Below are 24,362 nucleotides of genomic sequence, written 5' to 3' on the forward strand. Positions count from 1 at the left end.
CCGTGTGTCCTTGGCGGTGGGCGTCTGCCCGGTGCCGATGAGGGGGATATGCGCCTCTGAGTCCTCACTATCAACGAACGAAACCGTGAAATACTGCATATCTACGCGCGCCTGCGCACAGATTGCCCGCTCTTCCGCACGCCCCTCACGGCGTCGCGACGGACCCTCACGCCCCCGCGACCGCGCCCCCCGATCCTGCAACGAAACCCGCCCGCGCCCCCGCACCGGCACCGCGCCCGGCCCCCTCCTTCTTCTGGCTAAAAATACTCAAATCCCGCCCGGGCCACCTACACCGCCGCCCACAGCAAGCCCCCACCCGAGCCACCAGCCCGCCGCGCGGGGGCCACGCCCCCGCGCCCCCGGTCATTTTCCGGTCTACCGAACCGCCGCTCCCATGCAGGGGGCTGGCCCCGCGCGCTCCCCTCGGCTATTGCCCCCGCCTGACCCGAAGGCGGAGCGCGCAGATGCAAGGCAGTGCCAATCTCAACGTCATGATCAAAGCCGCCCGCAAAGCCGGGCGCGGCCTGATCAAGGATTTCGGCGAGGTCGAGAACCTCCAGGTCTCGGCCAAAGGCCCCGGCGACTTCGTCAGCCGGGCCGATCGCCGCGCCGAGGAGACGATCCGCGCGGAGCTGATGGAGGCTAGGCCCAATTACGGCTGGCTGGGTGAGGAGTCGGATCCGGTGGAGGGTAAGGACCCGACGCGGCGGTGGATCGTAGATCCGCTCGACGGGACGACGAACTTCCTGCACGGGATGCCGCATTGGGCCATCTCCATTGCGCTCGAGCACAAGGGCGAGGTCACCTCGGCGGTGATCTACGATCCGGTCAAGGACGAACTCTTCTGGGCCGAGAAGGGCGCGGGTGCCTGGCTCGACGGGCGGCAGCGCCTGCGGGTGTCCGGCCGGACCTCGATGATCGAGACGGTCTACGCGACCGGTCTGCCCTTCGGCGGCGGCCGCTACTTGCCCGCGGTCTTGCAGGACCTCGGCCGGCTGCTGCCCGTCTGTGCGGGCGTGCGGCGCTGGGGCGCGGCGGCGCTGGACCTCGCCTATGTCGCCGCGGGCCGCTATGACGGCTATTGGGAGCGCGGACTCAAACCCTGGGACATGGCCGCGGGCGTGCTTCTGGTGCGCGAGGCCGGCGGCATGGTCCAGCCGATCCGCCCCGAAGGCCAGGCATTGATGGACGGTCACGTCATCGCCGGGTCGGGCGCCATCTTCGATCGCTTCGCACAGATCATTCGGGACCGCGCGTAACAACGTCTGGGCCGGGCGCGGCGGGGAGAATCCCCGCCCTACTTCCGTGCGGGCCGTAGGGCGGGGATATTCCCCGCCCCCCCGCTTGACGGCGCGGCGCGGTTGCGCCGCGCGACGGGCCGTGCGACCTCTGATCCGACAAGACCTTTATCCGAGACGCCCGTGACCGCCTCCGCCGACCTCCCCCGCAACACGGGCCTGCACTTCGACCCAGCGGTGGTCGAAGCGGTCCGCGTCAATACCCCAGCCACCCTACGCCGCGCCGCCACCCTGCCCGGCCGGCGCTCGGTCAAGAAGGAGTGGCAGGCCGCCTGGCTGGCCCGCGCCGTCTCCATGATCGACCTGACCACGCTTTCGGGCGACGACACGCCCGGCCGGGTCCGCCGACTCTGCGCCAAGGCGCTCCACCCCGTGCGCGCCGACATCCTGGACGCGATCGGTCTGCCCGATCTCACCACCGGCGCGGTCTGCGTCTATCACGAGATGGTCCCCGTCGCGGTGGAGGCCGTGGCGGGCCGTATCCCCGTCGCCGCCGTCTCGACCGGCTTTCCGGCGGGTCTCACGCCCTTCGACCTGCGCCTGCGCGAGATCGAGCGCTCGGTTGCGGCGGGCGCGACCGAGATCGACATCGTCATCTCCCGCCGCCACGTCCTGACCGGCGACTGGGCCGCGCTCTATGACGAGACGGCGCAGATGCGCGCGGCTTGCGGCGACGCGCATATGAAGGCGATCCTCGCCACCGGAGAGCTCGGGACGCTCAAGAACGTGATGAAGGCGTCGATGATCTGCATGATGGCCGGGTCCGACTTCATAAAGACATCGACCGGGAAGGAGAGCGTCAACGCGACGCTCCCGGTCTCGCTGACGATGATGCGCGCGATCCGAGCCTATGAGGCCGCGTCCGGGTTCAAGGTCGGATACAAGCCCGCGGGCGGGGTATCGAAGGCGAAGGACGCGATCCTGTATCTGGCGCTGCTCAAGGAGGAACTTGGCGACCGCTGGCTCCGGCCGGACCTGTTCCGCTTCGGGGCCTCGTCGCTGCTGGGCGATATCGAGCGGCAGTTGGAGCATTTCGTGACCGGGCGGTACTCGGTCGGGCATCGGCACGCGCTGGGGTGAGTTGCGCCGCCGGGCCGGCGGCGCGCCGGGCGGGGGCTCTGCCCCCGCACCCCCGGAGTATTTTCGGCCAGAAGAAGAGGGCACATGACCGAGGTGGCTGAGATTTTCGAGACCATGGACTGGGGCCCCGCGCCCGAGAACCGGGCCGAGGCGGATGCCTGGCTGGACGCGCATGCACGGACCTTTGGGCATTTCATCGGTGGCAAGCGATGGAAGCCCGGCGAGACCTTCGCCACCGTGAACCCGGCCACGGGCGAGGCGCTCGCTCAGGTCACGCAGGGCACGGAGGATGACGTGACGGCCGCCGTGAAGGCCGCGCGGAAGGCGCAGAAAGCCTGGGCCGCGGCCTCCGACCATGACCGGGCGCGGGTGCTCTATGCCATCGCGCGGGGCCTGCAGAAGCATGCCCGGCTCTTCGCCGTGCTGGAAGTGCTCGACACCGGCAAGCCGATCCGGGAGGCGCGGGATATCGACGTGGCGCTGGCCGCCCGGCACTTCTACCACCATGCGGGCCATGCGGCGCTGCGCGGCGAGACGCTGCCTGGGGCCGCGCCCTGGGGCGTCTGCGGGCAGATCGTGCCGTGGAACTTCCCGCTGCTGATGCTGTCCTGGAAGGTCGCGCCCGCGCTCGCCATGGGTAATGCCGTCGTGCTGAAGCCCGCAGAGTGGACGCCGCTGACCGCGCTGGCCTTCGCCGATATCTGTCAGCAGGCGGGCGTGCCGCCGGGTGTGGTCAACATCGTCACCGGCGACGGGGCGACCGGAGCGGCGCTGGCCGCGGCCGAGATCGACAAGCTGGCCTTCACCGGCTCGACCGAGGTGGGCCGGGTGCTGCGCCGCGAGACCGCCGGGCGCGGGATCGGGCTGACCTTGGAGTTGGGCGGCAAGTCGCCCTACATCGTCTTTGAGGACGCAGATATCGACGGCGCGGTCGAGGGCCTCGTCGACGCGATCTGGTTCAATGGCGGCCAGGTCTGCTGCGCGGGATCGCGCCTGCTGGTGCAGGAGGGGATCGCGGAGGACTTCCAGCGCCGGCTGATCGCGCGGATGGCCAAGATCCGCGTGGGCGACCCGCTCGACAAGGCGGTCGACATGGGCGCGCTGGTTCATGCCGAGCAGAAAGCGCGGGTCGAGGCGATGCTGGCGCAGACCTCCGGCACGGTGCATCGCGGGGTGGCGCCCGAGGGCTGCTACCTGCCGCCGATCCTGGTCTCGGACCTGCACTCCGCCGACCCGCTGATGCAGGAGGAGGTGTTTGGGCCGGTCCTCGCCATGACCACCTTCCGCACGCCCGCCGAAGCGGTGCAGCTCGCCAATGACACGACCTATGGGCTCGCCGCCTCGGTCTGGTCGCAGGACATCGACATGGCGCTGGACACGGCGCCCCGGATCGACGCGGGCGTCGTCTGGGTCAATGGCACCAACATGCTGGACGCCGCCGCCCCCTTCGGCGGCATGAAGGAGAGCGGCTTCGGCCGCGAGGGCGGGATCGCGGGGCTGCACGCCTATCTGCGGCCGGAGGCGGGCGCGGCGCTGGCCGAGCCCAAGCGCTATGACGGCACGGCCGCGCCCTCGGACATGATCGACCGGACCGCCAAGATGTATGTCGGCGGCAAGCAGGCCCGGCCCGATGGCGGCTATTCCCGCCCCGTCTTCGGCCCCAAGGGCGCCGTGGGCGAGGTTGGGATCGCCAACCGCAAGGATCTGCGGAACGCCGTCGAGGCGGCGCGGGGGGCCAAGGGCTGGTCGGCCTCGACCGGGCATCTGCGAGCGCAGATCCTCTACTACCTAGCGGAGAATCTCAGCGCCCGCGCGGCCGAGTTCGACGCCCGGCTCAAGGCGCAGGGGGCGAAGGACGCCGCGGAGGACGCGGTGCGCGCCCTGTTCCGCTGGGCCGCCTGGGCGGACAAGCATGACGGGCGCACGCTGGGCGTACCGATGGGCGGGCTGGCGCTGGCGCTGAACCGCCCGGTCGGCGTGATCGGGGCCTTCGCCGCCGAGGACGCGCCGCTGACCGCCATGGCGACGGTGATCGGCGCGGCCTTGGCGACGGGCAACCGCCTGGTGCTGGTCGCGCCCGAGACGGCGCCGCTGACCGCGACCGACCTTTACCAGGTGCTCGACACGTCGGACGTGCCGGGCGGGGTGGTCAACCTGCTGACCGGCGACCACGCGGAGCTTGCCCCGCATATGGGGGGACATCTGGGGGTGGACGCGGTCTGGTCCTTCTCCTCGGCCGACATCTCGGGCGTGATCGAGCGGGAGGCGGCGGCGGACCTGAAGCGGACCTGGGTGAATTTCGGGCGCGCGACGGATTGGGCCGACTCCGACCGGTTTCTACGGGCCGGCTGCGAGGTGCAGACGGTCTGGGTGCCGTTCGGGCTCTGATCCGGGGTCAGCGCGGGAGATCCAGGGCGGAGGGGGGCTCTGCCCCCCGCCCTGCGGGCCCCCCCGAGGTATTTTTGGCAAGATGAGAGCGGGGGCCTTCGCCGCCGCAGGTCAAAGCAGGGCGCGCAGCAGAGAGGTGCCGGCAAGGCCGATCAGGAGGCAGAGGGCGAAGGGCTTGTAGTAGCGCTCCAGCGAGGGACGGAAGATCGCCTTGCCGATCAGCACGCCTGTCGCGGCGACCGGCGCTAGGGCCAGGCCGCGCGCCAGCGCCGGACCGTCGAACAGGCCAAAGCCCGCCTGCCAAAGCAGCGTCAGCAGCGACGAGGCGAAGAGAAACAGCACCAGCGAGGCGCGGATCACCCGCGGGGGTGCGTCCTGGGCCAGGACATAGAGCGCGACCACCATCCCGCCGATCGAGGCGATGCCGGTGACGATCCCCGACAGGATCCCGGCCCCGACCAGGCCCGCATTCGTCGCCAGCCACGCCATCCGCACCCGCGCCAGGAGCAGCAGCGCCAGCACGATCAGCACGCCAAGCGCCAGGAGCCGCGTATCCTCCACCGGGAGGCGGGTGGTCAGCCAGAGGCCGGCCGGAACCCCGACCGCCGAGGTGAAGGCCAGGGTCAGGGCGATGCGGCGGTCGGCCTCGCGGATGCCGCCGCGGATCATCAGAAGCGATGCCGTCATTTCAAGCATCCAGCAGATCGGGATCAACTCCCGCGGGGGGAGGATCGGGATCGCCGCCGCCATCACCAGCGCCGACAGCGCGAACCCCGCGAAGCCCCGCACGATCCCCGCGGCCAGGACGATCAGCGCCAGGAGCGCGAAGTCCGGCGGCGTGAGAGCGAGCATCTCCATCCCGCGTCGTTACGCCGGCGCTCTCCGGCCGTATAGGACCAGATGCCGCCCGCCGATCAGCCGTCGATCACCGTCACCTCGGGGGCGGCGGCGCGCAGGATTTCGCGGATGTCGCGGGCCAGACGCTCGAACGCGCCGCCCTGGGCGGCGGTCTTGCGCCAGACCAGCGCGATATCGCGACCCGGCTGCGGCTCCGGCAGGGGGCGCGCCGTGACCAGATCGGCGCGCGTCACCTCGGAGCGCACATAAAGCGCGGGCAGCACCGAGAGGCCCAGACCGGTCGCCACCATCTGCCGGAGCGTGTCGAGCGACGTCCCCTCATAGTCCAGCGACAAGGTCGCCCCCGTCGCCAGCGCGAGTTCGGCCACAGTGTCGTGCAGGCGATGCCCGGTCTCCAGCGTCATCACCGTCTCGCCGCGCAGCCCGTCGGGCGGCACGGGATCACAGGCCGCCAGCGGGTGATCGCTGGGCATCACCACGAGAAGCGGCTCGTGGAACAGGGGGACATGGATCAGACCGGGCTCCTCGACCGGCAGAGGGAAAAACAGCAGGTCGAGGCTGCCGTCGCGCAACCGGCCCATGAGATCCGCCGCCAACCCCTCGCGCACGTAGAATTTCAGCCTGGGATAGGTGTCGTGCAGGGTGGGCAGGATAAGGGGCAGGAAATAGCCCCCGAGCGAGCCGACGATTCCCACGCGGATCGTGCCGTCGAACGGGTTGGCCCCCGCCCGGGCCAGGGCCGCGATATCGGCCACGTCGCGCAGCACCCCCCGGGCGCGGTCGGCCACCTCGCGCCCGATCGGCGTCAGCGTGACGCCCGCGCGGGATCGCTCCACCAATTGCACGCCCAGCTTTTCTTCCAACTCCCGCAGCTGGGCGGAGAGCGTGGGCTGGGTGACGTGGACCGACTCGGCCGCGCGGCGGAAATGCAAGCAATCGGCGACCGCTACGAGGTAGCGAAACTGTTGCAGCGTGGGCATGGACACCTCGATAGTAGGCCGCTATCGAAAAATAGATAAATCAGATGCTGGAACAATCAAACTGCGCTCCTATGTCTCACGACAACGCGCAGCCTGGGACTTGGAATGGGACAAAGCGAAAGCAGCGGAAAACCCCTGGGCGGGTCGGCCGGGATCATCTCTATCCTCGTGCCTGGCGGCCTTTTCGTCTGGTTCCTGCAGTTCCTGCCGGCGGTCGCGGCGGGCGAGACGATCCTGTTCCGCTACGACTGGGTGCCCGCGCTGGGGGTCTCGATCGGGATGCTGATCGACGGGCTCTCGCTGAGCTTCGCGCTGCTGATCACCGGGATAGGGACGCTGGTTACGCTCTATTCGTCCAGCTATCTCGGCGGGCACGTCCATTACAGCCGCTTCGTCTGCTATCTGCTGTCCTTCATGTTGGGCATGCTGGGGCTTGTCCTGTCGGACAACCTGCTGGCGCTGTTCGTCTTCTGGGAGGTGACGACGATCGCCTCCTATCTGCTGATCGGTTTTTCGGCGGATGAGTCGAAGTCACGGCGCAACGCGCTCCAGGCGCTGCTGGTCACCGGCACGGGCGGCCTCGCCTTCCTGGCCGGGATCATCCTGCTGGGTGCGGCGACGGGCACGTTCGAGCTGTCGGAGATCGAAGGCTCCCTGGCCGAGCATCCGCTCTACCTGCCGATCTTCATCCTGGTCGTGCTGGGCGCCTTCACCAAATCGGCGCAGGTTCCGTTCCATTTCTGGCTACCCAACGCGATGGCCGCGCCGACGCCGGTCTCGGCCTATCTGCACTCGGCCACGATGGTGAAGGGCGGGGTTTATCTGCTGGCGCGGCTGAACCCCAGCTTGGGCGGCACAGATCTGTGGTTCTGGACGCTGACGCTCTTTGGAGGGGTGACCGCGGTCTTCGCCTCGATCCTCGCGATCAAGCAGATCGATATCAAACAGGTGCTGGCCTACACGACGCTGATGGCGCTGGGCACGCTGGTGATGTTCATCGGGCTGGGCACCTCGGACGCGATCAAGGCGGCGATGGTGTTCCTGCTGGTCCACAGCTTCTACAAGGCGTCGCTCTTCCTGATGATCGGAGTAGTCGATCACGGCACCGGGACGCGGGACGCGACGGTGTTGCGCGGGCTGACGCGGGCAATGCCCTTCACGGCGCTGGCGGCGGCGCTGGCGGCGCTGTCGATGGCCGGGATCCCGCCGCTCTTCGGGTTCATCGGCAAGGAGTTCTTCTACAAGGCATCGCTGAGCGCCGAGATCGGCATGTTCTGGGTGACGGCCTGCGCTTTCCTGGCCTCGGCCCTGATGTTTGCGGCCGCCGGCATCGTCGCCTGGCGCCCCTTCACCGGGCGGTTGGCCGAGACGCCAGTCACGCCGCATGAAGGCCCCTGGGCGATGTTGATCGGGCCGCTGCTGCTGGCCGCGCTGGGGCTCGGCCTGGGCCTCTTCCCCGACTACGCCGAAGTTCTGGTGCGCCCGGCGACCGCCGCCGTCTACGGCGCGGCGGTGGAGGTCGATCTCTACCTCTTCAAGGAAGTGAATTCCGCGCTGATCCTGTCGCTGGTCACCTTCGCCCTGGGCTGGCTGATCTATATGGGTCACGGCACGTTACGCGACCGGCTGCGGCGCTCGCCCGACCGCTTCGATCCGGGCTGGGACCGACTGATGGACGGCGTGCTGGCCGGGTGCAAATGGCAGGCGAACCTGATCCAGACCGGGCAGTTGCGCCGCTATATCTTCGTCACCTTCCTGACCCTCGCCGTCGCGCTGGTCTGGACGATCTGGCGCGCGGGGTTGGTGCCGACGATGGAGCTGGGCGACGATCTGCGGGTCAAGCACTGGGCCGTGCTGATCGCCATCACCGCGGGGGCGGCCATCGTGGCCTTCACCAATTCGCGCATGACGGCCGTGGCCGCGCTGGGCGTGGTCGGCGTCGGCGTCGCGCTGATCTTCATCACCTTCGGCGCCCCCGACGTGGCGATCACCCAGCTTCTGGTCGAGGTGCTGGTGGTCGTGCTGGTCGCGGTCGCGATGCTGAAGCTGCCGCAGATGAACGTGGAACACGTCAAGGCGGTCCGGGTCTGGGATCTGCTGCTGGCGCTGACCATCGGCGTGTCGACGACCGTGGTGCTGTTGACCGTCATGGATACGCCCTTCGACCTGCGCCTGACCGAGTTCTTCGAGCAAGCCTCGGCCCCGGTCGCCTTCGGCCGCAACATCGTCAACGTGATCCTTGTGGACTTCCGCGCGCTCGACACTTTCGGCGAGATCGCGGTGGTCGCCATCGCAGCCCTCGGCGCCTACGCCCTGCTGCGCGGCACGCGGAGGCCCAACCCATGAAGTCGTCCCTCATCGTCCGCGCCGCCACGCGCCTGCTGGTCGGCCTGCTGCTGCTGTTCTCAATCTGGATGCTGCTGCGTGGCCATAACGAGCCCGGCGGCGGGTTCATCGGCGGGCTGATCGGCTCGACCGGGTTCATCCTCTACGCCATCGCGCATGGCTGCCGCGCCGCGCGCGAGGCGCTCCGGCTGGAGCCGCAGACCATCGCCATGGTCGGCCTGGGCGTCGCCCTCGCCGCTGGGGCCTTCGCGGCGATCCCGGGCGATGCGCTGTTCACGGGGCAGTGGCTGTTCCTCTGGCCCAGCGAGGGCTCCAAGGGCGTGCCGCTGTCCAACATCCTTGTCTTCGATATCGGGGTCTATCTGGTCGTTCTTGGCTCGGTGCTGACCCTGGTGCTGGCCCTGGAGGAGGAGGTCTGATGGAGGTCTTCGTCGCCATCATGGTCGGGGCGCTGGTCACGGCGTCGGTTTATCTGATGCTGGCCCGCAACGTGCTGCGCTTCCTGTTCGGGCTGGTGCTGCTGTCGAACGCCGCCAACCTGGTGATCTTCGCCGCGGGCGGGCTGACGCCCGAAGCGCCGCCGCTGATCGCCCCCGGCGCCAACGCCCCGCCCGAGGGCGTGGCCAACGCCCTGCCCCAGGCGCTTGTGCTGACGGCCATCGTGATCGGCTTCGGCCTCTTCGCCTTCGCGCTGACCCTGGTCTATCGCGGGTATCAGAACCTCGGGACGCTCGACACCGACGAGATGCGCCTGGCCGAGCCGGTGGAGGCCGAAAAGACGTGACGTCCCTCTGGCTGCTTCCCCTTCCGATCATCGTCCCCTTCGCGACGGCGGTCCTGGCCTTCCTGTTCCGCCGCGGCGCCGAGGGGCGCTGGATTTCCGTGATGGGCTCGGCGGCGACGCTGGTCCTGGGCGTGCTGCTGCTGATGGAGGTGCTCGCCAACGGCCCGCAAGCCGCGCAGATGGGCGAATGGCCCGCGCCCTTCGGCATCACCCTGGTGGCCGACACGCTGTCGGCCGTCATGGTCGTCATCACCGGCATCACCGGCCTCGCCGTCGCCATCTACGCCGTGGCCGACATCACCGAAGACATGGAGGAGATGGGCTACCACTCCCTCTTCCAAGTCCTCATCGCGGGCGTCTCGGGCGCGTTCCTCACCGGCGACCTGTTCAACCTCTATGTCTGGTTCGAGGTCATGCTGATCTCGTCCTTCGGCCTGTTGATTCTGGGCGGCAAGCGGGTGCAGTTCGACGCGGGGATCAAATACGTCACGCTGAACCTCATCTCGACGATCCTGTTCCTGAGCGGCATCGGCCTGCTCTACGGCACGACCGGCACGCTGAACCTCGCCGATCTGAGCCGCATCGCGCCCACCGTCGATCCGGGGCTGATGACGGTCATCTCGATGATGTTCATGGTGGGCTTCGGGGTGAAGGCGGCGGTCTTCCCGCTCTTCTTCTGGCTGCCGGCCTCCTATCACACGCCCAGCTTCGCGGTCTCGGCGGTCTTCGCCGGCTTGCTCACCAAGGTCGGCGTCTACGCGATGATGCGGCTCTTCACGCTGGTCTTCACCCAGGACATCGCCTTCACCCATACGATCCTGCTCTGGGTCGCGTGTCTGACCATGGTCACGGGCGTTCTGGGCGCCGCGGCGCAGACCGATTTCCGCCGCATCCTGTCGTTCCACATCGTCAGCCAGATCGGCTACATGATCCTGGGTCTGGCGCTGATGACGCCGCTCGCGGTGGTCGGCGCGGTCTTCTACCTGGTCCACCACATCATCGTGAAGGCGAACCTGTTCCTGGTCGCGGGGGTGGCGAACCGGATCGCGGGCGGGACCGAGCTTGCGCGGATCGGCAGCCTCTACAAGGGCGCGCCCTTCCTCGCCTTCCTGTTCCTCGTCCCGGCCTTCTCGCTGGCGGGCTTCCCGCCGCTCTCGGGCTTCTGGGCGAAATACGTGCTGGTGAAGGCGTCGATGGATATCGAGCTCTGGATCGTGGCCTTCGTCGCGCTGGCCGTGGGCCTGATGACGATCTATTCGATGACCAAGATCTGGGGGCAGGCCTTCTGGAAGCCGCATCCCGGGGGCATCGTCCCGACGCTGACTTCGCTTGAGCCGGGGGAACGGATGGCCCTACTGCTGCCGATAGTCTCGCTCGCGCTGATGACGGTGCTGATCGGCCTCTACCCCGAGCCCTTCGTCCTCGTGGCGGAGCGGGCGGCGGAGGAACTGCTCGATCCCGCCGCTTATATCGCGGCCGTCCTCGGAGAAGAGGAGATCCTGCAATGAGCCTTTTTCTGCTCAACATCATCCTGGCCATCGCCTGGGCCGCCCTGACCGGGACGTTCACGCTGGCGGGGTTGGGTGTCGGCCTCGTCGTCGGCTTCTTCGCGCTTTGGGTGGCCTCTCCGTTGTTCGAGGAGAATGGCGGCCGTTACTTCACCCGCGTCTGGCGCTGGATCAAGCTGGTGGTTCTGTTCCATTACGAGCTCATCGTCTCGTCGCTCTCGGTCGCATGGGACGTGCTGACGCCACGCCACCGGGCGCGGCCGGGGATCGTCGCCGTGCCGCTCAAGGCCAAGGGCGAAGCGGAGGTTCTGCTGGTCACGAACCTCATCTCGCTTACCCCGGGCACGCTCAGCCTGGACGTGACCGAGGATTGCAACACCCTTTTCGTCCACGCGATGTTCGCGGACGACCCGCAGAAGATCCGGGACGACATCGAGAACGGGATGGAGCGCTGGGTCCGGGAGGCGATGGAATGAACGAGACGGTGACGGCTCCTCTTTCGGCAACCATGCCGATCCTGGCCTTCGCGGTGCAGGTCGGCTTCCTGATGGTGATGGCGGGCATCGTGCTGGCCTTCGTGCGGCTGGCCAAGGGCCCCAGCCTGCCGGACCGGGTGGTCGCGCTCGACACGATGACGGTTCTGATCGTCGCCTTCTGCGGCCTCTTCGTCTTCGAAAGCGGGGCGACCGCCTTTCTCGACGTGGCGGTCGTGCTGGCGCTGGTCGGCTTTCTCGCCACGGTCGCGCTGGCCCGCTTCGTCGAGCGCAAGGCCGACCGGGCCGACGTGGATCGCGTCATCCAGCCCCCCCGGCCAGAGCCGACCCCAGATATCGAGGAGCTGCCATGATCCTGGAGATCGTCCTTTCGGTCCTGGTCCTGCTTGGGGGATTCTTCGCCTTCGTCGCGGGGCTTGGCATCCTCCGGCTGCCGGACGTGCTGATCCGGATGCACGCGACGACGAAGGCCGGAACGCTGGCCTCGGGCCTCATCATGGCCGCCGTGGCGCTCGGCCTCGGGGACTCCGCCACGGTCGCGCGCGCCGTGGCCATCGTGCTGTTCCTGCTGCTCACGGCTCCGGTGGCGGCGCATATGATCGGGCGCGCGGCCTTCCGGGCGGGCGTGCCGCTATGGGAGACCGATATCGACCGGACCGCCGACGAAAAGCTCGGCGTCCTGCCGGAACTGGCGCGCCGCCGGTCCGAGGGCCCGCGGCGCTGACCGCATCCGCGCCGGCTACGTCGCCTGGCCATCGGCGCGGATCAGACCGGCCCGCGTCACGGCGCGAGGGCCCTGTCGGCGCGGCGCCATGGGCGCGATTCAGAGCGGTTGAAGAGCGGCGTCGCGGGCCTCGCGCGCTTACGGGAGTGTCGATCGGTCGGGAAGCGTGTCTCAAGATGCGGGCACCGCCGCCACCGGAATAGCTTCGGCGCGTTGGGTCGTGACTTTGGTCCCGCTCACGCAGCCTCCTAAGGGTTCTACGACCTGCACGCCGTTTCACCGGCCTCGCCCTGCTGCTCCCCGACGCCATGTCCAGCGGCAACGACACAGTCCCGCTGAACTGGCAGGGCTGGGCGCCTTGACGGTGGTCCGTCGGCGCGCCTAGCGCCCCCGGAACCAGTCGCGGATGCCGCGGCGGCGTTCCGCGAAGTGGTCGCCCGCATCCTCCCAGGCCTCGCCGATATCCTCGGCGACCCGGCGGCGCCAGCGCATGACCCGAACCGTGATCGCCCAGATCGTTCCCGCGAGCAGGGTCAGGAAGATGATGTTGAACCAGGGGATCAGGGTCACGTCCGGCCCTTCGACCGGGCGGATCGAGACGGCGTTCGGGTAGATCGACAGCCACTCGAAGCGCCAGCCGTAATGGCGCACGGCGACCCATTCCTGATCGACATCCGAGTCGTAATCGTTCGCCTCGGCCTGGAGATTGCCTGAGTCGAACTTGAAATAGGGCGGCCAGAAGCCCGTATCCTGGTTGCGGTAGACCCGGGCGTTGCGGTTCTCGTCCACCGCGTTGATGAAGCGCACGTCTCGGCTGTCGGCGACAGCGTTGCCCCCGTCCGGCCCGGCATAGAACGCGCCGTTCCAGCCCGAGGTATCGACGCGGATCACCTCGGTTCCGGTGATCCGCACGATGTCCCGGTCCGGCAGGTTGTAATGCAGAAAACCGCCCGCGATCAGCACCACGATCAGCAACAAGGCATATTTGACGAAGCGCATCCGGCGTCTCCTAAAGGCTGTTCAGAATCAGGCTGGTCCCGATCACAAGGGCAAGCGGCACCACATAGACGCCCAGGATCAGCTTCCGGCGCAAGCCGCCCTCGTAGGCGCGCAGGCCGTTCTCGATATGGGTATGCTCCGGCAGAGGCGGCTGTTCCCGCGCCCATTGCTCGGCCAGCCGCTCCCGCTCGCCGGCCCGGAAATAGAACCAGAGCGAGACGAAGACGACCGTCAGCGCCACGACGAGCACCAGCAAGAGACGGGAAATCGGGATCATCGGCCACCTCCGCTCATCACCTGTGGGCGGGAGGGCGCGGGGTCAAGGTGCCTCACCACTCCGCCTCGGTCCAGCCCTTGGGCAGGTTGGCCAGCGACAGCACCAGGATTGGCGCCCAAAGCAGCGCGCTGCGCGCCGAGAGCATGACGAAGTGCCAGGGCGCCTCGCGCCAGACGACACCGCCCGCCGCGCCATAGAGCAGCATGAAGCCCGCCGCCGCCACCACCGCCAGCACCGCCGCCGAGATGAGGCCGTTCACCACCAGCCAGGCGACGCCCTCGGGCAGGACGCGGCCCAAGGCCCAGGGCAGGCCCCAGGCCAGGAGCCCCAGGCCCAGAAGCGGCAGGACGACATCGGTGAACATGGGGCGGCCTCCTTCGCGCTTTCATATCGGTGCGGGGATGCGGGCTGTCCACCTCTGGCGCTCCGGCCGGTTTCGTGCCCATTTGGCGCCCATGGACGCCTTACTGACCGAAATCGAAGCCCGAGCGGACGAGATCGCGGCCCTGACCGCCGACCTCGTCCGGATCCCGACGCTCAACCCGCCCGGCCGCCACTACCGCGACATCTGCGACGCGGTCGGCGCGCGCATGTGCGCGCGCGGCTGGCAGGTGGAGATGATCCGCGCCGAGGGCGCGCTGGGCGACAGCGACGCCTATCCCCGCTGGAACGTCATCTGCCGGCTGGAGGGCAAGGCCCCCGGCGACACAGTGCATTTCAACTCCCATCACGACGTGGTCGCCGTTGGCGAGGGCTGGACCCGCGACCCGTTCGGCGGCGAGATCGAGGGCGGCCGCGTCTGGGGCCGGGGCGCCTGCGACATGAAGGGCGGGCTGGCCACCTCCATCGTCGCGGCGGAGGCCTTTGCCGACCGCGTCCCCGACTTCCGCGGAGCCATCGAGATCAGCGCCACCGCAGACGAGGAATCGGGCGGCTATGGCGGCGTCGCCCATCTGGCCGAGCAGGGCCGCTTCGCCCATGTCGGCCATGTCATCATCCCCGAGCCGCTGGGCAAAGACCGCATCTGCCTGGGCCATCGCGGGGTCTGGTGGGCCGAGATCGAGACCAAGGGCCATATCGCCCATGGCTCCATGCCCTTCCTCGGCGACTGCGCCGTGCGGCACATGGGCGCCGTCCTCGACGAGATGGAGCGCACGCTCTTTCCCCTGCTCGCCGGACGCCGGACCGACGCGCCTGTCATCCCCGACGGCGCGCGCCAGCCGACGGTGAACCTGAACGCGATCCATGGCGGGGAGCCGGTCCAGCCCGACGGCTATACCGGCCTGCCCTCGGCCTGCGTGCCCGATCGCTGCGTGCTGACCATCGATCGCCGCTTTCTGCCCGAAGAGGACATCGCCGAGGTCAAGGCCGAGATCCGGGCGCTGATGGAGCGGGTGCGCGCCGCGCGGCCGGACTTTCGCTACGAGATCCGCGACCTGTTCGAGGTCCTGCCCACCATGACCCCCGAGGACGCCCCCATCGTGACGACCGTCCGCCAGGCCGTCGCCGACGTGATGGGCCGCGACGCGGGCTTCGTCGTCAGCCCCGGCACCTATGACCAGAAGCATATCGACCGGATCGGACGGCTGAAGAACTGTATCGCCTACGGCCCCGGCGTACTGGACCTCGCGCACCAGCCCGACGAGTGGATCGGCATCGACGACATGGTCGATTCGGGCAAGGTCATGGCCCTGGCGCTCCACCGGCTGCTGGGCGGGTGAAGACGATCCATCTCGACATCAACGACCGGGGCAGCCGTTACGCCGTCACCGGCGCGCCCGCCGCCGACGCGGAGGCGGCGAAGCAGGTGGTCAAACGGCTCTGCCGCGGCAAGAAGTTCGCGAAGGCCACCCATAACAGCTGGGCGCTGATCGGCGCCGACGGCCCGGTCAAGAACGACGATGGCGAGGCGGGCGCGGGCATGGTCATCCTGCGCATGCTGGAGCGGGAGGAGCTGCACGACCATGTCGTCATCGTCACCCGCTGGTATGGCGGCAAGCATCTGGGCGGCGACCGCTTCCGCCACGTTCAGGAGGCGGTGCGGACCTATCTCGACGCGTTGAGCTAGCGCGCGCCTGTCCGGCCTCTCGCTTGGCGTCACCGGGGCGTGGGCTATCTCTCGACGATGCTGTCCCAGGACGAGATGACCGAGGTATTCACGCGCCTCCGCGCGGCCCGGCCGGAGATCCAGCCGCCCGAAGCGAAGGGTGGGCGCACGGCCTTCCGGTCGGTCGTCTCCTGCATGCTCTCGGCGCAGAGCCTCGACCGGAACACCGCCGCGGCGAGCCGTGCGCTCTTTGCGCTGGCGCAGACGCCCGAGGGGATCCTCGCGTTGAGCGATGACCAGATCACCACCGCGATCCGGCCCGCGGGGCTCTATAACGTGAAGGCCCGCAACCTGCGGAAGATGTGCCGGGCGCTTCTGGACGATCACGGCGGCGCGGTGCCCCGGGACCGCAGGGGGCTGATGTCCCTGCCCGGCGTGGGGCGGAAATGCGCGGATATCGTCCTGCATTTCACCTTCGGTCAGCCGGTGGTCGCCGTCGACACCCATGTCCACCGGGTCTGCAACCGGGTCGGGCTCGCGGAAGGCAAAACCGAGGCGCAGACCGCCGCTTCTCTGGACGCTCGCATGCCGGACGCGTTTCGGATGGAGGCGCATCTGCTGCTTTTGGACCACGGCAAGCGCGTCTGCCGGGCGCGGGTCCCCAGGTGCGGCGACTGCCTTCTGGCCGATCTCTGTCAAGTTGCGCCGATGGCGTGACATGCCAGCGGCGGGAAGGGAAATGCACAGGATCCGCCGGGCCCCGGCCGATGGGCCGCGCGCAAGCCCAAAGGGCAATCTGGGGGCCGCCGCATCCCCGAGGGCCAGAGGCATGGGTCGCCTACGAGGCGCGCCTCGCGCAAGGCGGGCGCGCCGGGAGCGGCGAACAGGTCGGGCCTCCGTGCCCGCGTGACGGTGGACCAAGGCGGGGGCCGGTTTAGCGGCCCGGGGCGAGGGTCGCGGCGAGGCGCGGGCGGCTCCCCCCCCCGGCGGCCACCAGAGCGGCGGATCGCGACAGATACGCCCGGCCCCGCGCGGGCCGGCATCGCGAAAGGGTGATGCGTCACGGCCGCGACGCGACGCCCGCCGCGCGCGCTGCGCCCAGGAAAATCGCCGATCGCTTGCATGCTCGGACAACGCCGCCTAAGTGAGAGGTTGAGAGGCTGGCACGGGCAGGCGCCTCGCCAACCTGGTCAGGTCCGGAAGGAAGCAGCCACAACGAGCCCCGTCTGGGTCGTCGACCGGCCTCTCACCCCCTCCCTTTTGCACGCGCCTCTTGCCGAAGGCCCCGATCCCGCCGACACTCGCGCGCGTCGCACGACCGCGAAGGAGCCGCCCCGTGATCGCCGCCCTCGCCCTCCTCCTGGGGTGCCAACTGGCCGGAGAGCTGGTCGTACGCAGCCTGGTCCTTCCGGTGCCGGGTCCCGTCGCGGGGCTCGCCCTGCTGCTAGCGCTCTTCGCCGCGCGCCCCGCCCTGGTGGAGCGGCTGCGGCCGACGAGCGGCGTCATCCTGGCGAACCTGTCCCTGCTCTTCGTTCCCGCGGGGGTCGGCGTGGTGGCCAATCTGGACATCCTCACCGAGGACGGGCCCGCCATCCTCGCGGTGCTCGTGGTCTCGACGCTGCTGGCGATGGCGGTGACGGTCGGCACGTTCCTTGGGGTCCGCAACCTGATGGGCGGCGCGCGGAAATGACCGAGGTCGCGACGCTCTGGAGCTATCTCTCCGCGTCGCCGCTGACGTGGCTGACGGCGACCCTGGTGGCCTATCTCGCCGCCGCGCGCCTGTCTCAGGCCGCGGGGCACAGCCCGCTGGCGAACCCGGTCCTCTGGTCCGTCATCGCCGTAGCGCTGACGCTCACGGTGACGGGCACCGAATACCGCACCTATTTCGAGGGGGCGCAGTTCATCCACTTCCTGCTCGGCCCCGCGACCGTCGCGCTCGCCGTGCCGCTTTTCGACAACGCGGCCGAGATCCGCCGCACGGCGCTGCCGATCCTCGCGGCGCTCATCGCGGGCTCGGGGGTGGCGGTGCTGTCGGCCATCGCGATGGCCCGCGCGCTGGGGCTGTCCGACGCGGTCATCCTGTCGATCAGCCCGAAATCCACCACCGCGCCCGTGGCCATCGGCGTCTCGGAGGCGGTGGGCGGCATCCCCGGCCTCACCGCCGTCCTGGTGATCCTGACGGGCATCATCGGCGCCGTCACGGTGACACCGATGATGAACGCGCTGCGGGTGCGGGACTGGCGGGCGCGGGGCTTCGCTGTCGGCGTCGCGGCGCATGGGATCGGGACCGCGCGGGCCTTTCAGGTCAACGAGACGGCGGGTACCTATGCGGGCATGGGCATGGCGCTGAATGCGCTCCTGACCAGCCTCCTCGTGCCGCTGCTGGTGGCCTGGGCGGTCTGAGCCTCGCCCCGGCGCGGATCGGCCCTAGCTGCCCCACGATGCAGGATGGCAGCGCCGATCAGGACCGAAAGACCGACTGGGCCGAAGAGCGGACCGATTGGGCCGAGGACCGCACCGTTCTCGCCAATGAGCGCACCTTCGCGGGCTGGATGCGCACCGGGATGGCCGCCATCGCCATCGCCGTGGGCCTGCGCGCCGTCTTCAACGCGGCCGAGCCGACTTGGCTGCCCAAGCTGGTCGCCACCGTGTTCATCGGGGCCGCGCTGACGATCTTCTGGTCCGCCTGGCGCAACGCCACGCGGGGCCACAAACGGCTCAGCACCCACGCCACCCACGAACAGGACACCCGCTTCTTCGCGACCCTCGCCGCGACCTTCTCGATCGGCGCCATGGCCGTGGGCGCGATCCTCTGGACGCTCTGAGCGGTGGACGCCCCGATGCCCGCTGCGTAAAACCGGGTGTCTCTTCAGGGGAGCGCGATGCAGGACCAGCCCGCAGATCAAGCCTATCAGGTGCTCGCGCGGAAATACCGCCCGGCCACTTTCGCCGACCTCATCGGCCAGGATCCGATGGTCCGCACCCTGCGCAACGCCTTTGCGCAAGGGCGGATCGCGCAGGCCTTCATCCTGACGGGCATCCGCGGGACCGGAAAGACGACCACGGCGCGAATCGTCGCCAAGGGCCTCAACTGCGTCGGCCCCGACGGCGCGGGCGGGCCGACGACCGACCCTTGCGGCCAGTGCGAGCCCTGCCGCGCCATCGCCGAGGGGCGCCATGTCGACGTGCTGGAGATGGACGCAGCCTCCAATACCGGTGTCGGCGACATGCGCGAGATCATCGACTCGGTCCACTACCGGGCCGCCTCGGCGCGCTACAAGATCTACATCATCGACGAGGTTCACATGCTGTCGAACAGCGCGTTCAACGCGCTGCTCAAGACGCTGGAAGAGCCGCCGGCCCATGTGAAATTCATCTTCGCTACCACCGAGATCCGCAAGGTGCCGGTCACGGTGCTCAGCCGCTGCCAGCGCTTCGACCTGCGCCGGATCGAACCGGAGGTGATGATCGCGCATCTGCGCGGCGTGGCCGAGAAGGAGGGCGCGGAGATTGCCGAGGACGCGCTGGGCCTGATCGCGCGCGCCGCCGAGGGCTCGGTGCGCGATGCAATGTCGCTGCTCGATCAGGCGATCAGCCACGGCGCCGGAGAGACCACCGCCGACCAAGTCCGCGCGATGCTGGGGCTCGCGGATCGGGGCCGCGTGCTGGACCTTTTCGAGCTCATCATGAAGGGCGAAGCGGCGGCGGCCCTTATGGAGCTGGGTGCGCAATATTCCGATGGGGCCGATCCGATGGCGGTGCTGCGCGATCTGGCCGATGTCACCCACTGGGTCTCGGTCATCCAGATCACCCCCGACGCCGCCGAGGACCCCACCGTCGGCCCGGACGAGCGGGCGCGCGGTCAGGCCATGGCCCAGGGTCTGCCGATGCGGTCGCTGACCCGGATGTGGCAGATGCTGCTGAAGGCCCTGGAGGAGGTCTCCCAGGCGCCCAACCCGATGATGGCAGCCGAGATGGCAGTGATCCGTCTGACCCATGTAGCCGACCTGCCCTCCCCCGACGAGCTGATCCGCAAGCTGCGCGACGCGCCCGCCCCGGCGGCGCAGGCCCCCACCGCGCCACGCCCGGCGCCTTCGGGGGGCGGCGGGGGAACCCCCGCCCTACGCGGCGGTGCGGCCCCCGCCCTGGCCGCCGACCAGGAACAAGCGCTGGCCCGGTTCCAGACCTTCCCGCAGGTGGTCGAGCTGATCCGGGCCAATCGCGATGTGAAGCTGCTGGTCGAGGTCGAGACCGGCGTCCGGCTGATCCGCTACGCCCCGGGCCGCATCGAGATGGAACTGGCGCCGGACGCCGCGGGCGACCTGCCCCAGCGCCTCGCGGGCAGGTTGCAGGGCTGGACCGGCGTGCGCTGGGTCATCACCCTCGGCCGTGGCGGCGCCCCCACCATCGCCGAGACCCGGGACGCGGCCCGGCGCGAGACCGAGACCGCCGCGCTCGCCCACCCTCTGACCCAGGCCGTCCTCGCCGCCTTCCCAGGTGCCCAGCTCCTCGAGGTGCGCACCCGCGCCGAGATCGAGCAGGCCGCCGCCGGGGAGGCCCTGGAGGAGGTCGAGGACGAGTGGGATCCGTTCGACGAGGACTGAGACCCGGCTGAGCCGTCCCGGCCGCTCCGTCTGCTGCCCGACATGGCGCGCGCCGGGACGCGGGCGGCGGGAGAGGAGACCGCACAGCACAGGGCAACCGCCCCTCTCGGCGCGCATTCGCACATGGGGTCGCGCGGCCCTGTGGCGGAAAACGGCCCCGAGATGGAAACCGAATCGCCTTGCCTGTCGTTCCTTTGCCGAAACGATATGAAGGAGACAGACAATGCCCGACAGCTTCGTCACCGGCATCGACGCACAAACTCAGGAACAGATGTGCGACGTCCTGAATGCGCGCCTGGTTCAGGGCATCGACCTGCGACTCGCCGTCAAGCAGGCGCATTGGAACATGCGCGGCAAGGGCTTCATCGGGGTGCATGAGCTGCTCGACGAGGTGTCTGCGCGGCTGGGCGAGGGCACGGACATGATGGCCGAACGCGTGGCGCTGATGGGCGGGATCGCGCGCGGCACGACCCAGACCGTCGCCGAGCGGAGCGACCTGCCCGCCTATCCCGTCGAACTGGTCGCGCTCGACGGCCATGTCGACGCGTTGGTCGAGCGGTTCAAGCAATATGGCAAATACCTCCGCGACGGGATCGAGGCCGCCGACGCAGCGGGCGACGAGGACACCGCCGACCTGCTGACCGAGGTTAGCCGCATGGTCGAGAAGGACACCTGGTTCATCGGCTCGAACGCGGCCGTGGCCGCCTGACGGCCGCGCCTGCGGCCTGAAAGCCGAGAGAACGGCGGGCTTGCCCCGCTTGAAGCGCCGCGTCCCCGCCTTTACCTCGGTGGGGACGCATGCATGTGAGGGACCACGATGTTCAAGGGACTGGGCGGCCTCGGCGATATGGCCGGGATGATGAAAAAGGCGCAGGAGATGCAGTCCAAGATGGGCGAGATGCAGGAAAATCTCGGCCATATCCACGTTGTGGGCGAAAGCGGCGCGGGCCTCGTGAAGGCGACCGCCACCGCCAAGGGCGAATTGATCGGGCTGGATATCGATCCGTCGATCTTCAGCCCCGACGACAAGGAGATGGCCGAGGATCTGATCCTTGCCGCCATCAAGGACGCCCAGACCCGCGCCAATGAGCGGGGCCGCGAGGAGATGGGCAAGATGGCCGAAGAGCTCGGCCTGCCCCCGGGCATGAAGCTGCCCTTCTGAGCTCATGGACGGCCAAGAGGCCATCGAAGAGCTGATCGCGCAGATGGCGCGCTTGCCCGGGCTTGGCCCGCGCTCGGCGCGCCGCGCGGTCCTGCACCTCGTGAAAAAGCGGGACGCCCGGCTCGTGCCTCTGGCGCGGCTCCTGACGGAGGTCGGGCAATCGGTGCGGCCCTGTCTCAATTGCGGCAATATCGCTACAGCGGATATTTGCGGCATCTGTGCCGCCGGGGATCGGGCCAACGGGCAGATCTGCGTGGTGGAGGATGTCGCGGATCTCTGGGCGATGGAGCGGGCGCAGGTCTTCAAGGGGCGCTACCACGTCCTGGGCGGCACGCTCTCCCCGCTCGACGATGTCGGCCCCGACGATCTGGCCATCCCCAAGCTGCGCGACCGGATCTCGGCCGAGGCGGTGACCGAAGTGATCCTGGCGCTCAACGCGACCGTGGACGGGCAAACGACGGCCCATTACGTGGCGCGCGAGTTGGAGGCCACCGGCGTTCAGGTGTTCGGGCTTGCCCGGGGCATGCCCGTGGGCGGGGAACTCGACTATATGGATGACGGCACGCTGCGCGCGGCCCTGTCCCAAAGGCAGCCGATCTAAGCCCCGCAAGCCTGTGACTTTTTCGCACTGGTCACGTTGCCGCGCGGCCATTCCGCTTGCCACCCCCTCGGAGTCGTCGCATCTTTTTGGTGCGGGTCGTGCGGGTTCCGCAGTGTCGAGCCGGATCGCATTGCCTCCCACGCGGGTCTGGGTCGTTCGGATCGACGCTCCATGAAGAGTGAACCAGCCGGATGAACGACGGACCTATGAGGAGTATTTCCGCCGCCCTCGGCAACGCCGTATCGGCGACATGGCACCGCCTCTCTCCATCGCCTCCGCCAGGGTCGGACGCGGAGTGCGGGGATGGCTGTCTGGCCCTGATCGAGATCGACGACATGCGTGATCTGATCGACCGATCCGATTGGGACACCACTCTGCGCCTGTTCGGGCGGATCGAAGACGCGCTGCGCCGGGCCGTACCGTGCCATGCCGAGCTTGCCTGCATGGATGAAGGCCGATTTCTGGTGCTGCTGCCCGCGACGCCGATCTGCGAGGCCACCGAAATCGTCGAGACGCTGCGTCAGATCGGCGGGCTGGCCCTGGTTGATGACGGGACGGGCTGGAAAACACGGACCCTGTCGGCGGGGCTGGTCCAGTCCGGCCAGGGCGAGAGCCGGCGCCGCGCCATCCTCCGCTGCGGGACCGAGGTCGCCCGCGCCAGGGCCTTCGGCGGTGACCGTCTCATGCGGGAACAGAGCCGGCCCGCCGCGACCGTCTGCCCGTCGCGGGACGAGATCGAGGCGGATCTGGCATCGGGCGCTCTGCGCCACCACGTTCAGCCGATCGTGGACCTCCAGACGGGCCATATCGCCGGATTGGAGGCTCTGCTGCGCTGGACTCGGGACAATGCGCGAAAGATGGCGCCAGGGGAGTTCGTCGACGTCCTGGACCGCATTCCCAACTACATGACGGACCTGGTGCCCCGCCTTCTGGATCATGTGGCCGCCCCCCTGCTGGCACGGCCCGGCCCGTTTCTGACGATCAACATCACCGGCGCTGTCCTGGACGGCGCGGGCTCCGCCTCCTGCCGCTGGCTGAAGTCGGTACTGGAACGAGTGCCGCCGGACCGGATCGTCGTCGAGATCGTGGAGAACGCCATCATCGCGCGCCCGTCCCGCGCCGAGGAGCTGGTCAAAAACCTTCGGGCGCAGGGCGTGCGCGTGGCGCTGGACGATTTCGGAACCGGGCTGTCCAATCTGGACCGGCTTCGGACGATGCAGGTCGATATCCTGAAGCTCGATCGTGGCTTCGTCTCCGATCTCGGCAGCACCGGGCGAGAGGAGACGATCCTGCGCAACCTCGCCCGCATGGCGGAGGAGTTGGGCATGTCGCTCTGGGCCGAGGGGATCGAAACCGAAGCGCAACGGCAAGCCGTCGCCGACTTGGGCATCCGCTACGGCCAAGGCTATCTGCTGGGCCGTCCCGGACCGCCGGAAGACTGGGCGCCACGGCTCGGCGTGCCGGTCTGTCTGATCCCCGGCCCCCCCTGCGCTAGCGGACGGGCGCGAGAAGCGCGTCGTCCAGCGAACAGTCCCGCGCCACGTCGGGCGCGCAGTCGCGGGGCTCCAGCGACCGCGTGAGACAGAGGCGCACTTCTCGGATGCGGCCGGAGCGGCAGGTGACGGTGACACCCTCGGGTGTGAGGCTGGGGTTCGCCTCGAGAAAAGCCTCTTCGACCACGGACGCCGGAAGCGTCACGGCGCGCCCGAGCTCGCGCAGGGCGGCGGGCCGCACGATCCCCTCCCAGGCTTGCCGGGCCAGCCGGAAGTAGTCGCCCGGGGCCAGGCCCGAACAGCGCCCATGCTTCTTCCACTGATGCCAGGCGCTGCCGGAGGTGCCCATGATATCCGCCATCGCGGCCGTCTCGACTCGGGTCGCGTCGCGGTGGCCGGTCGGGCAGTAGCTGGGCCAGCCCGCCTCGTATTGCGGCCAGAGGCCGTGGAGCACGAAGCCCAGATCCCGGCCTGCCTCGCATTGCGGCGATTGCCGCGCGTCGCCCTCCAAGGCGCACCAGGTCGGCGACCAGCTCAGCGCGAGGACATAGTAGTCGAACGCCCCTGCCCGCTCGCCCTCGGCGAAAGCAGGCGCGGAAAGCAGCGCCAGCACGGCCAGCAGTCGTTTCATTTCACGGCTTCCCCTGCGGTCCCCCGATGACTATATCACCGCCGAGTTCCCCCGAAAGCGCGAACCCGCGGCCCCGCCCGCAGCCCCT

General features: G+C 69.1%; 27 protein-coding genes and 1 other RNA gene. 22 read left to right on the top strand and 6 right to left on the bottom strand.

Going from position 1 to position 24,362, the window contains the following annotated elements; translation table 11 throughout:
- Positions 1-464 precede the first annotated feature (464 nt).
- The 3 genes from DTQ71_RS20695 to DTQ71_RS20705 all read left to right on the top strand — a co-directional run bounded on the left by DTQ71_RS20695 (position 465) and on the right by DTQ71_RS20705 (position 4,766).
- Positions 465-1,259 carry an inositol monophosphatase family protein gene (locus DTQ71_RS20695; protein WP_109566208.1) on the top strand — a complete coding sequence of 265 codons (795 nt, stop codon included), beginning with the start codon at positions 465-467 and terminating at the stop codon, positions 1,257-1,259.
- Positions 1,260-1,421: 162 nt separating this feature from the next.
- On the top strand, positions 1,422-2,378 hold the full coding sequence (gene deoC / locus DTQ71_RS20700; protein ID WP_109566209.1) for a deoxyribose-phosphate aldolase: 957 nt from the start codon (positions 1,422-1,424) through the stop codon (positions 2,376-2,378).
- 84 nt (positions 2,379-2,462) lie between these two features.
- Positions 2,463-4,766 (top strand): aldehyde dehydrogenase family protein, encoded by a 2,304-nt coding sequence (locus DTQ71_RS20705; RefSeq protein ID WP_109566210.1) that lies wholly within the window; start codon positions 2,463-2,465, stop codon positions 4,764-4,766.
- 111 nt (positions 4,767-4,877) lie between these two features.
- Here the strand turns inward: DTQ71_RS20705 and DTQ71_RS20710 are convergent, their stop codons facing one another.
- Together DTQ71_RS20710 and DTQ71_RS20715 are read right to left on the bottom strand one after the other, a co-directional pair.
- Positions 4,878-5,624, bottom strand: coding sequence for a sulfite exporter TauE/SafE family protein (locus tag DTQ71_RS20710; RefSeq protein ID WP_109566211.1), 747 nt, complete (start codon positions 5,622-5,624; stop codon positions 4,878-4,880).
- A gap of 56 nt (positions 5,625-5,680) precedes the next feature.
- Positions 5,681-6,604: a LysR substrate-binding domain-containing protein gene (locus tag DTQ71_RS20715; RefSeq protein WP_109566212.1), complete on the bottom strand. Its 924-nt coding sequence runs from the start codon at positions 6,602-6,604 to the stop codon at positions 5,681-5,683.
- 105 nt (positions 6,605-6,709) lie between these two features.
- On the opposite strand from DTQ71_RS20715, the gene DTQ71_RS20720 reads away from it, so the two are divergent.
- From DTQ71_RS20720 to mnhG, 7 genes are read left to right on the top strand one after another with little or no spacing between them, the layout of a single operon-like run.
- Positions 6,710-8,950, top strand: a complete 2,241-nt coding sequence (locus tag DTQ71_RS20720; protein WP_109566213.1) for a putative monovalent cation/H+ antiporter subunit A — start codon at positions 6,710-6,712, stop codon at positions 8,948-8,950.
- A complete protein-coding gene (locus DTQ71_RS20725; RefSeq protein WP_109566214.1) occupies positions 8,947-9,369 on the top strand; it encodes a Na+/H+ antiporter subunit B in 423 nt (140 codons plus the stop codon). Before DTQ71_RS20720 ends, DTQ71_RS20725 begins: the two co-directional genes overlap by 4 nt.
- Positions 9,369-9,734, top strand: coding sequence for a Na+/H+ antiporter subunit C (locus DTQ71_RS20730; RefSeq protein ID WP_109566215.1), 366 nt, complete (start codon positions 9,369-9,371; stop codon positions 9,732-9,734). Before DTQ71_RS20725 ends, DTQ71_RS20730 begins: the two co-directional genes overlap by 1 nt.
- Positions 9,731-11,242, top strand: a complete 1,512-nt coding sequence (locus tag DTQ71_RS20735) for a Na+/H+ antiporter subunit D (RefSeq protein ID WP_109566216.1) — start codon at positions 9,731-9,733, stop codon at positions 11,240-11,242. The genes DTQ71_RS20730 and DTQ71_RS20735 overlap by 4 nt, the downstream gene beginning before the upstream one ends.
- Positions 11,239-11,718 (top strand): Na+/H+ antiporter subunit E, encoded by a 480-nt coding sequence (locus tag DTQ71_RS20740; RefSeq protein WP_109566217.1) that lies wholly within the window; start codon positions 11,239-11,241, stop codon positions 11,716-11,718. Before DTQ71_RS20735 ends, DTQ71_RS20740 begins: the two co-directional genes overlap by 4 nt.
- Complete coding sequence (locus DTQ71_RS20745) at positions 11,715-12,089, top strand: MrpF/PhaF family protein (RefSeq protein ID WP_245947680.1); 375 nt, start codon at positions 11,715-11,717, stop codon at positions 12,087-12,089. The genes DTQ71_RS20740 and DTQ71_RS20745 overlap by 4 nt, the downstream gene beginning before the upstream one ends.
- Entirely contained in the window at positions 12,086-12,460 is a 375-nt protein-coding gene (mnhG, locus tag DTQ71_RS20750; RefSeq protein WP_109566218.1) for a monovalent cation/H(+) antiporter subunit G, read from the top strand. The genes DTQ71_RS20745 and mnhG overlap by 4 nt, the downstream gene beginning before the upstream one ends.
- Before the next feature lie 381 nt (positions 12,461-12,841).
- Here mnhG and DTQ71_RS20755 read toward each other — a convergent pair whose 3' ends face one another.
- The 3 genes from DTQ71_RS20755 to DTQ71_RS20765 are packed head-to-tail and all read right to left on the bottom strand — an operon-like array spanning position 12,842 to position 14,100.
- Entirely contained in the window at positions 12,842-13,459 is a 618-nt protein-coding gene (locus tag DTQ71_RS20755) for a DUF1523 family protein (RefSeq protein WP_109566219.1), read from the bottom strand.
- A gap of 10 nt (positions 13,460-13,469) precedes the next feature.
- The gene (locus tag DTQ71_RS20760) at positions 13,470-13,736 is read right to left on the bottom strand and encodes a hypothetical protein (RefSeq protein WP_109566220.1); all 267 of its coding nucleotides are present in this window, start codon (positions 13,734-13,736) and stop codon (positions 13,470-13,472) included.
- A gap of 52 nt (positions 13,737-13,788) precedes the next feature.
- Entirely contained in the window at positions 13,789-14,100 is a 312-nt protein-coding gene (locus tag DTQ71_RS20765) for a hypothetical protein (protein ID WP_109566221.1), read from the bottom strand.
- Positions 14,101-14,191: 91 nt separating this feature from the next.
- On the opposite strand from DTQ71_RS20765, the gene DTQ71_RS20770 reads away from it, so the two are divergent.
- From DTQ71_RS20770 to DTQ71_RS20825, 12 genes are all read left to right on the top strand, one after another.
- Entirely contained in the window at positions 14,192-15,457 is a 1,266-nt protein-coding gene (locus DTQ71_RS20770; protein WP_109566276.1) for an acetylornithine deacetylase/succinyl-diaminopimelate desuccinylase family protein, read from the top strand.
- Entirely contained in the window at positions 15,454-15,804 is a 351-nt protein-coding gene (locus DTQ71_RS20775) for a YigZ family protein (RefSeq protein WP_109566222.1), read from the top strand. The genes DTQ71_RS20770 and DTQ71_RS20775 overlap by 4 nt, the downstream gene beginning before the upstream one ends.
- Positions 15,805-15,843: 39 nt before the next feature.
- On the top strand, positions 15,844-16,500 hold the full coding sequence (locus DTQ71_RS20780) for an endonuclease III domain-containing protein (protein ID WP_218564438.1): 657 nt from the start codon (positions 15,844-15,846) through the stop codon (positions 16,498-16,500).
- Positions 16,501-16,936: 436 nt separating this feature from the next.
- An RNA gene (gene ffs / locus DTQ71_RS20785) (signal recognition particle sRNA small type) lies at positions 16,937-17,035 on the top strand.
- Positions 17,036-17,119: 84 nt separating this feature from the next.
- Entirely contained in the window at positions 17,120-17,473 is a 354-nt protein-coding gene (locus DTQ71_RS20790) for a CidA/LrgA family protein (protein WP_109566223.1), read from the top strand.
- Entirely contained in the window at positions 17,470-18,186 is a 717-nt protein-coding gene (locus DTQ71_RS20795) for an LrgB family protein (protein WP_109566224.1), read from the top strand. The genes DTQ71_RS20790 and DTQ71_RS20795 overlap by 4 nt, the downstream gene beginning before the upstream one ends.
- Before the next feature lie 38 nt (positions 18,187-18,224).
- Positions 18,225-18,608, top strand: coding sequence for a YidH family protein (locus tag DTQ71_RS20800; RefSeq protein ID WP_109566225.1), 384 nt, complete (start codon positions 18,225-18,227; stop codon positions 18,606-18,608).
- A 57-nt stretch (positions 18,609-18,665) separates the two neighbouring features.
- Positions 18,666-20,387 carry a DNA polymerase III subunit gamma/tau gene (locus tag DTQ71_RS20805; RefSeq protein WP_109566226.1) on the top strand — a complete coding sequence of 574 codons (1,722 nt, stop codon included), beginning with the start codon at positions 18,666-18,668 and terminating at the stop codon, positions 20,385-20,387.
- 223 nt (positions 20,388-20,610) lie between these two features.
- The gene (dps, locus tag DTQ71_RS20810) at positions 20,611-21,096 is read left to right on the top strand and encodes a DNA starvation/stationary phase protection protein Dps (RefSeq protein WP_109566227.1); all 486 of its coding nucleotides are present in this window, start codon (positions 20,611-20,613) and stop codon (positions 21,094-21,096) included.
- Between the two features lie 108 nt (positions 21,097-21,204).
- Positions 21,205-21,549, top strand: a complete 345-nt coding sequence (locus DTQ71_RS20815; protein WP_109566228.1) for a YbaB/EbfC family nucleoid-associated protein — start codon at positions 21,205-21,207, stop codon at positions 21,547-21,549.
- 4 nt (positions 21,550-21,553) lie between these two features.
- Positions 21,554-22,150: a recombination mediator RecR gene (gene recR, locus DTQ71_RS20820; protein ID WP_109566229.1), complete on the top strand. Its 597-nt coding sequence runs from the start codon at positions 21,554-21,556 to the stop codon at positions 22,148-22,150.
- A gap of 335 nt (positions 22,151-22,485) precedes the next feature.
- A complete protein-coding gene (locus tag DTQ71_RS20825; RefSeq protein ID WP_170125519.1) occupies positions 22,486-23,730 on the top strand; it encodes an EAL domain-containing protein in 1,245 nt (414 codons plus the stop codon).
- On the opposite strand, the gene DTQ71_RS20830 is transcribed toward DTQ71_RS20825, so the two are convergent.
- The gene (locus DTQ71_RS20830) at positions 23,642-24,274 is read right to left on the bottom strand and encodes a ribonuclease T2 family protein (RefSeq protein WP_109566231.1); all 633 of its coding nucleotides are present in this window, start codon (positions 24,272-24,274) and stop codon (positions 23,642-23,644) included. The genes DTQ71_RS20825 and DTQ71_RS20830 overlap by 89 nt on opposite strands.
- Positions 24,275-24,362: the final 88 nt, after the last annotated feature.

This window comes from Jannaschia seohaensis, assembly GCF_900116765.1.
GTDB classification, from domain to species: Bacteria; Pseudomonadota; Alphaproteobacteria; order Rhodobacterales; family Rhodobacteraceae; genus Jannaschia; species Jannaschia seohaensis.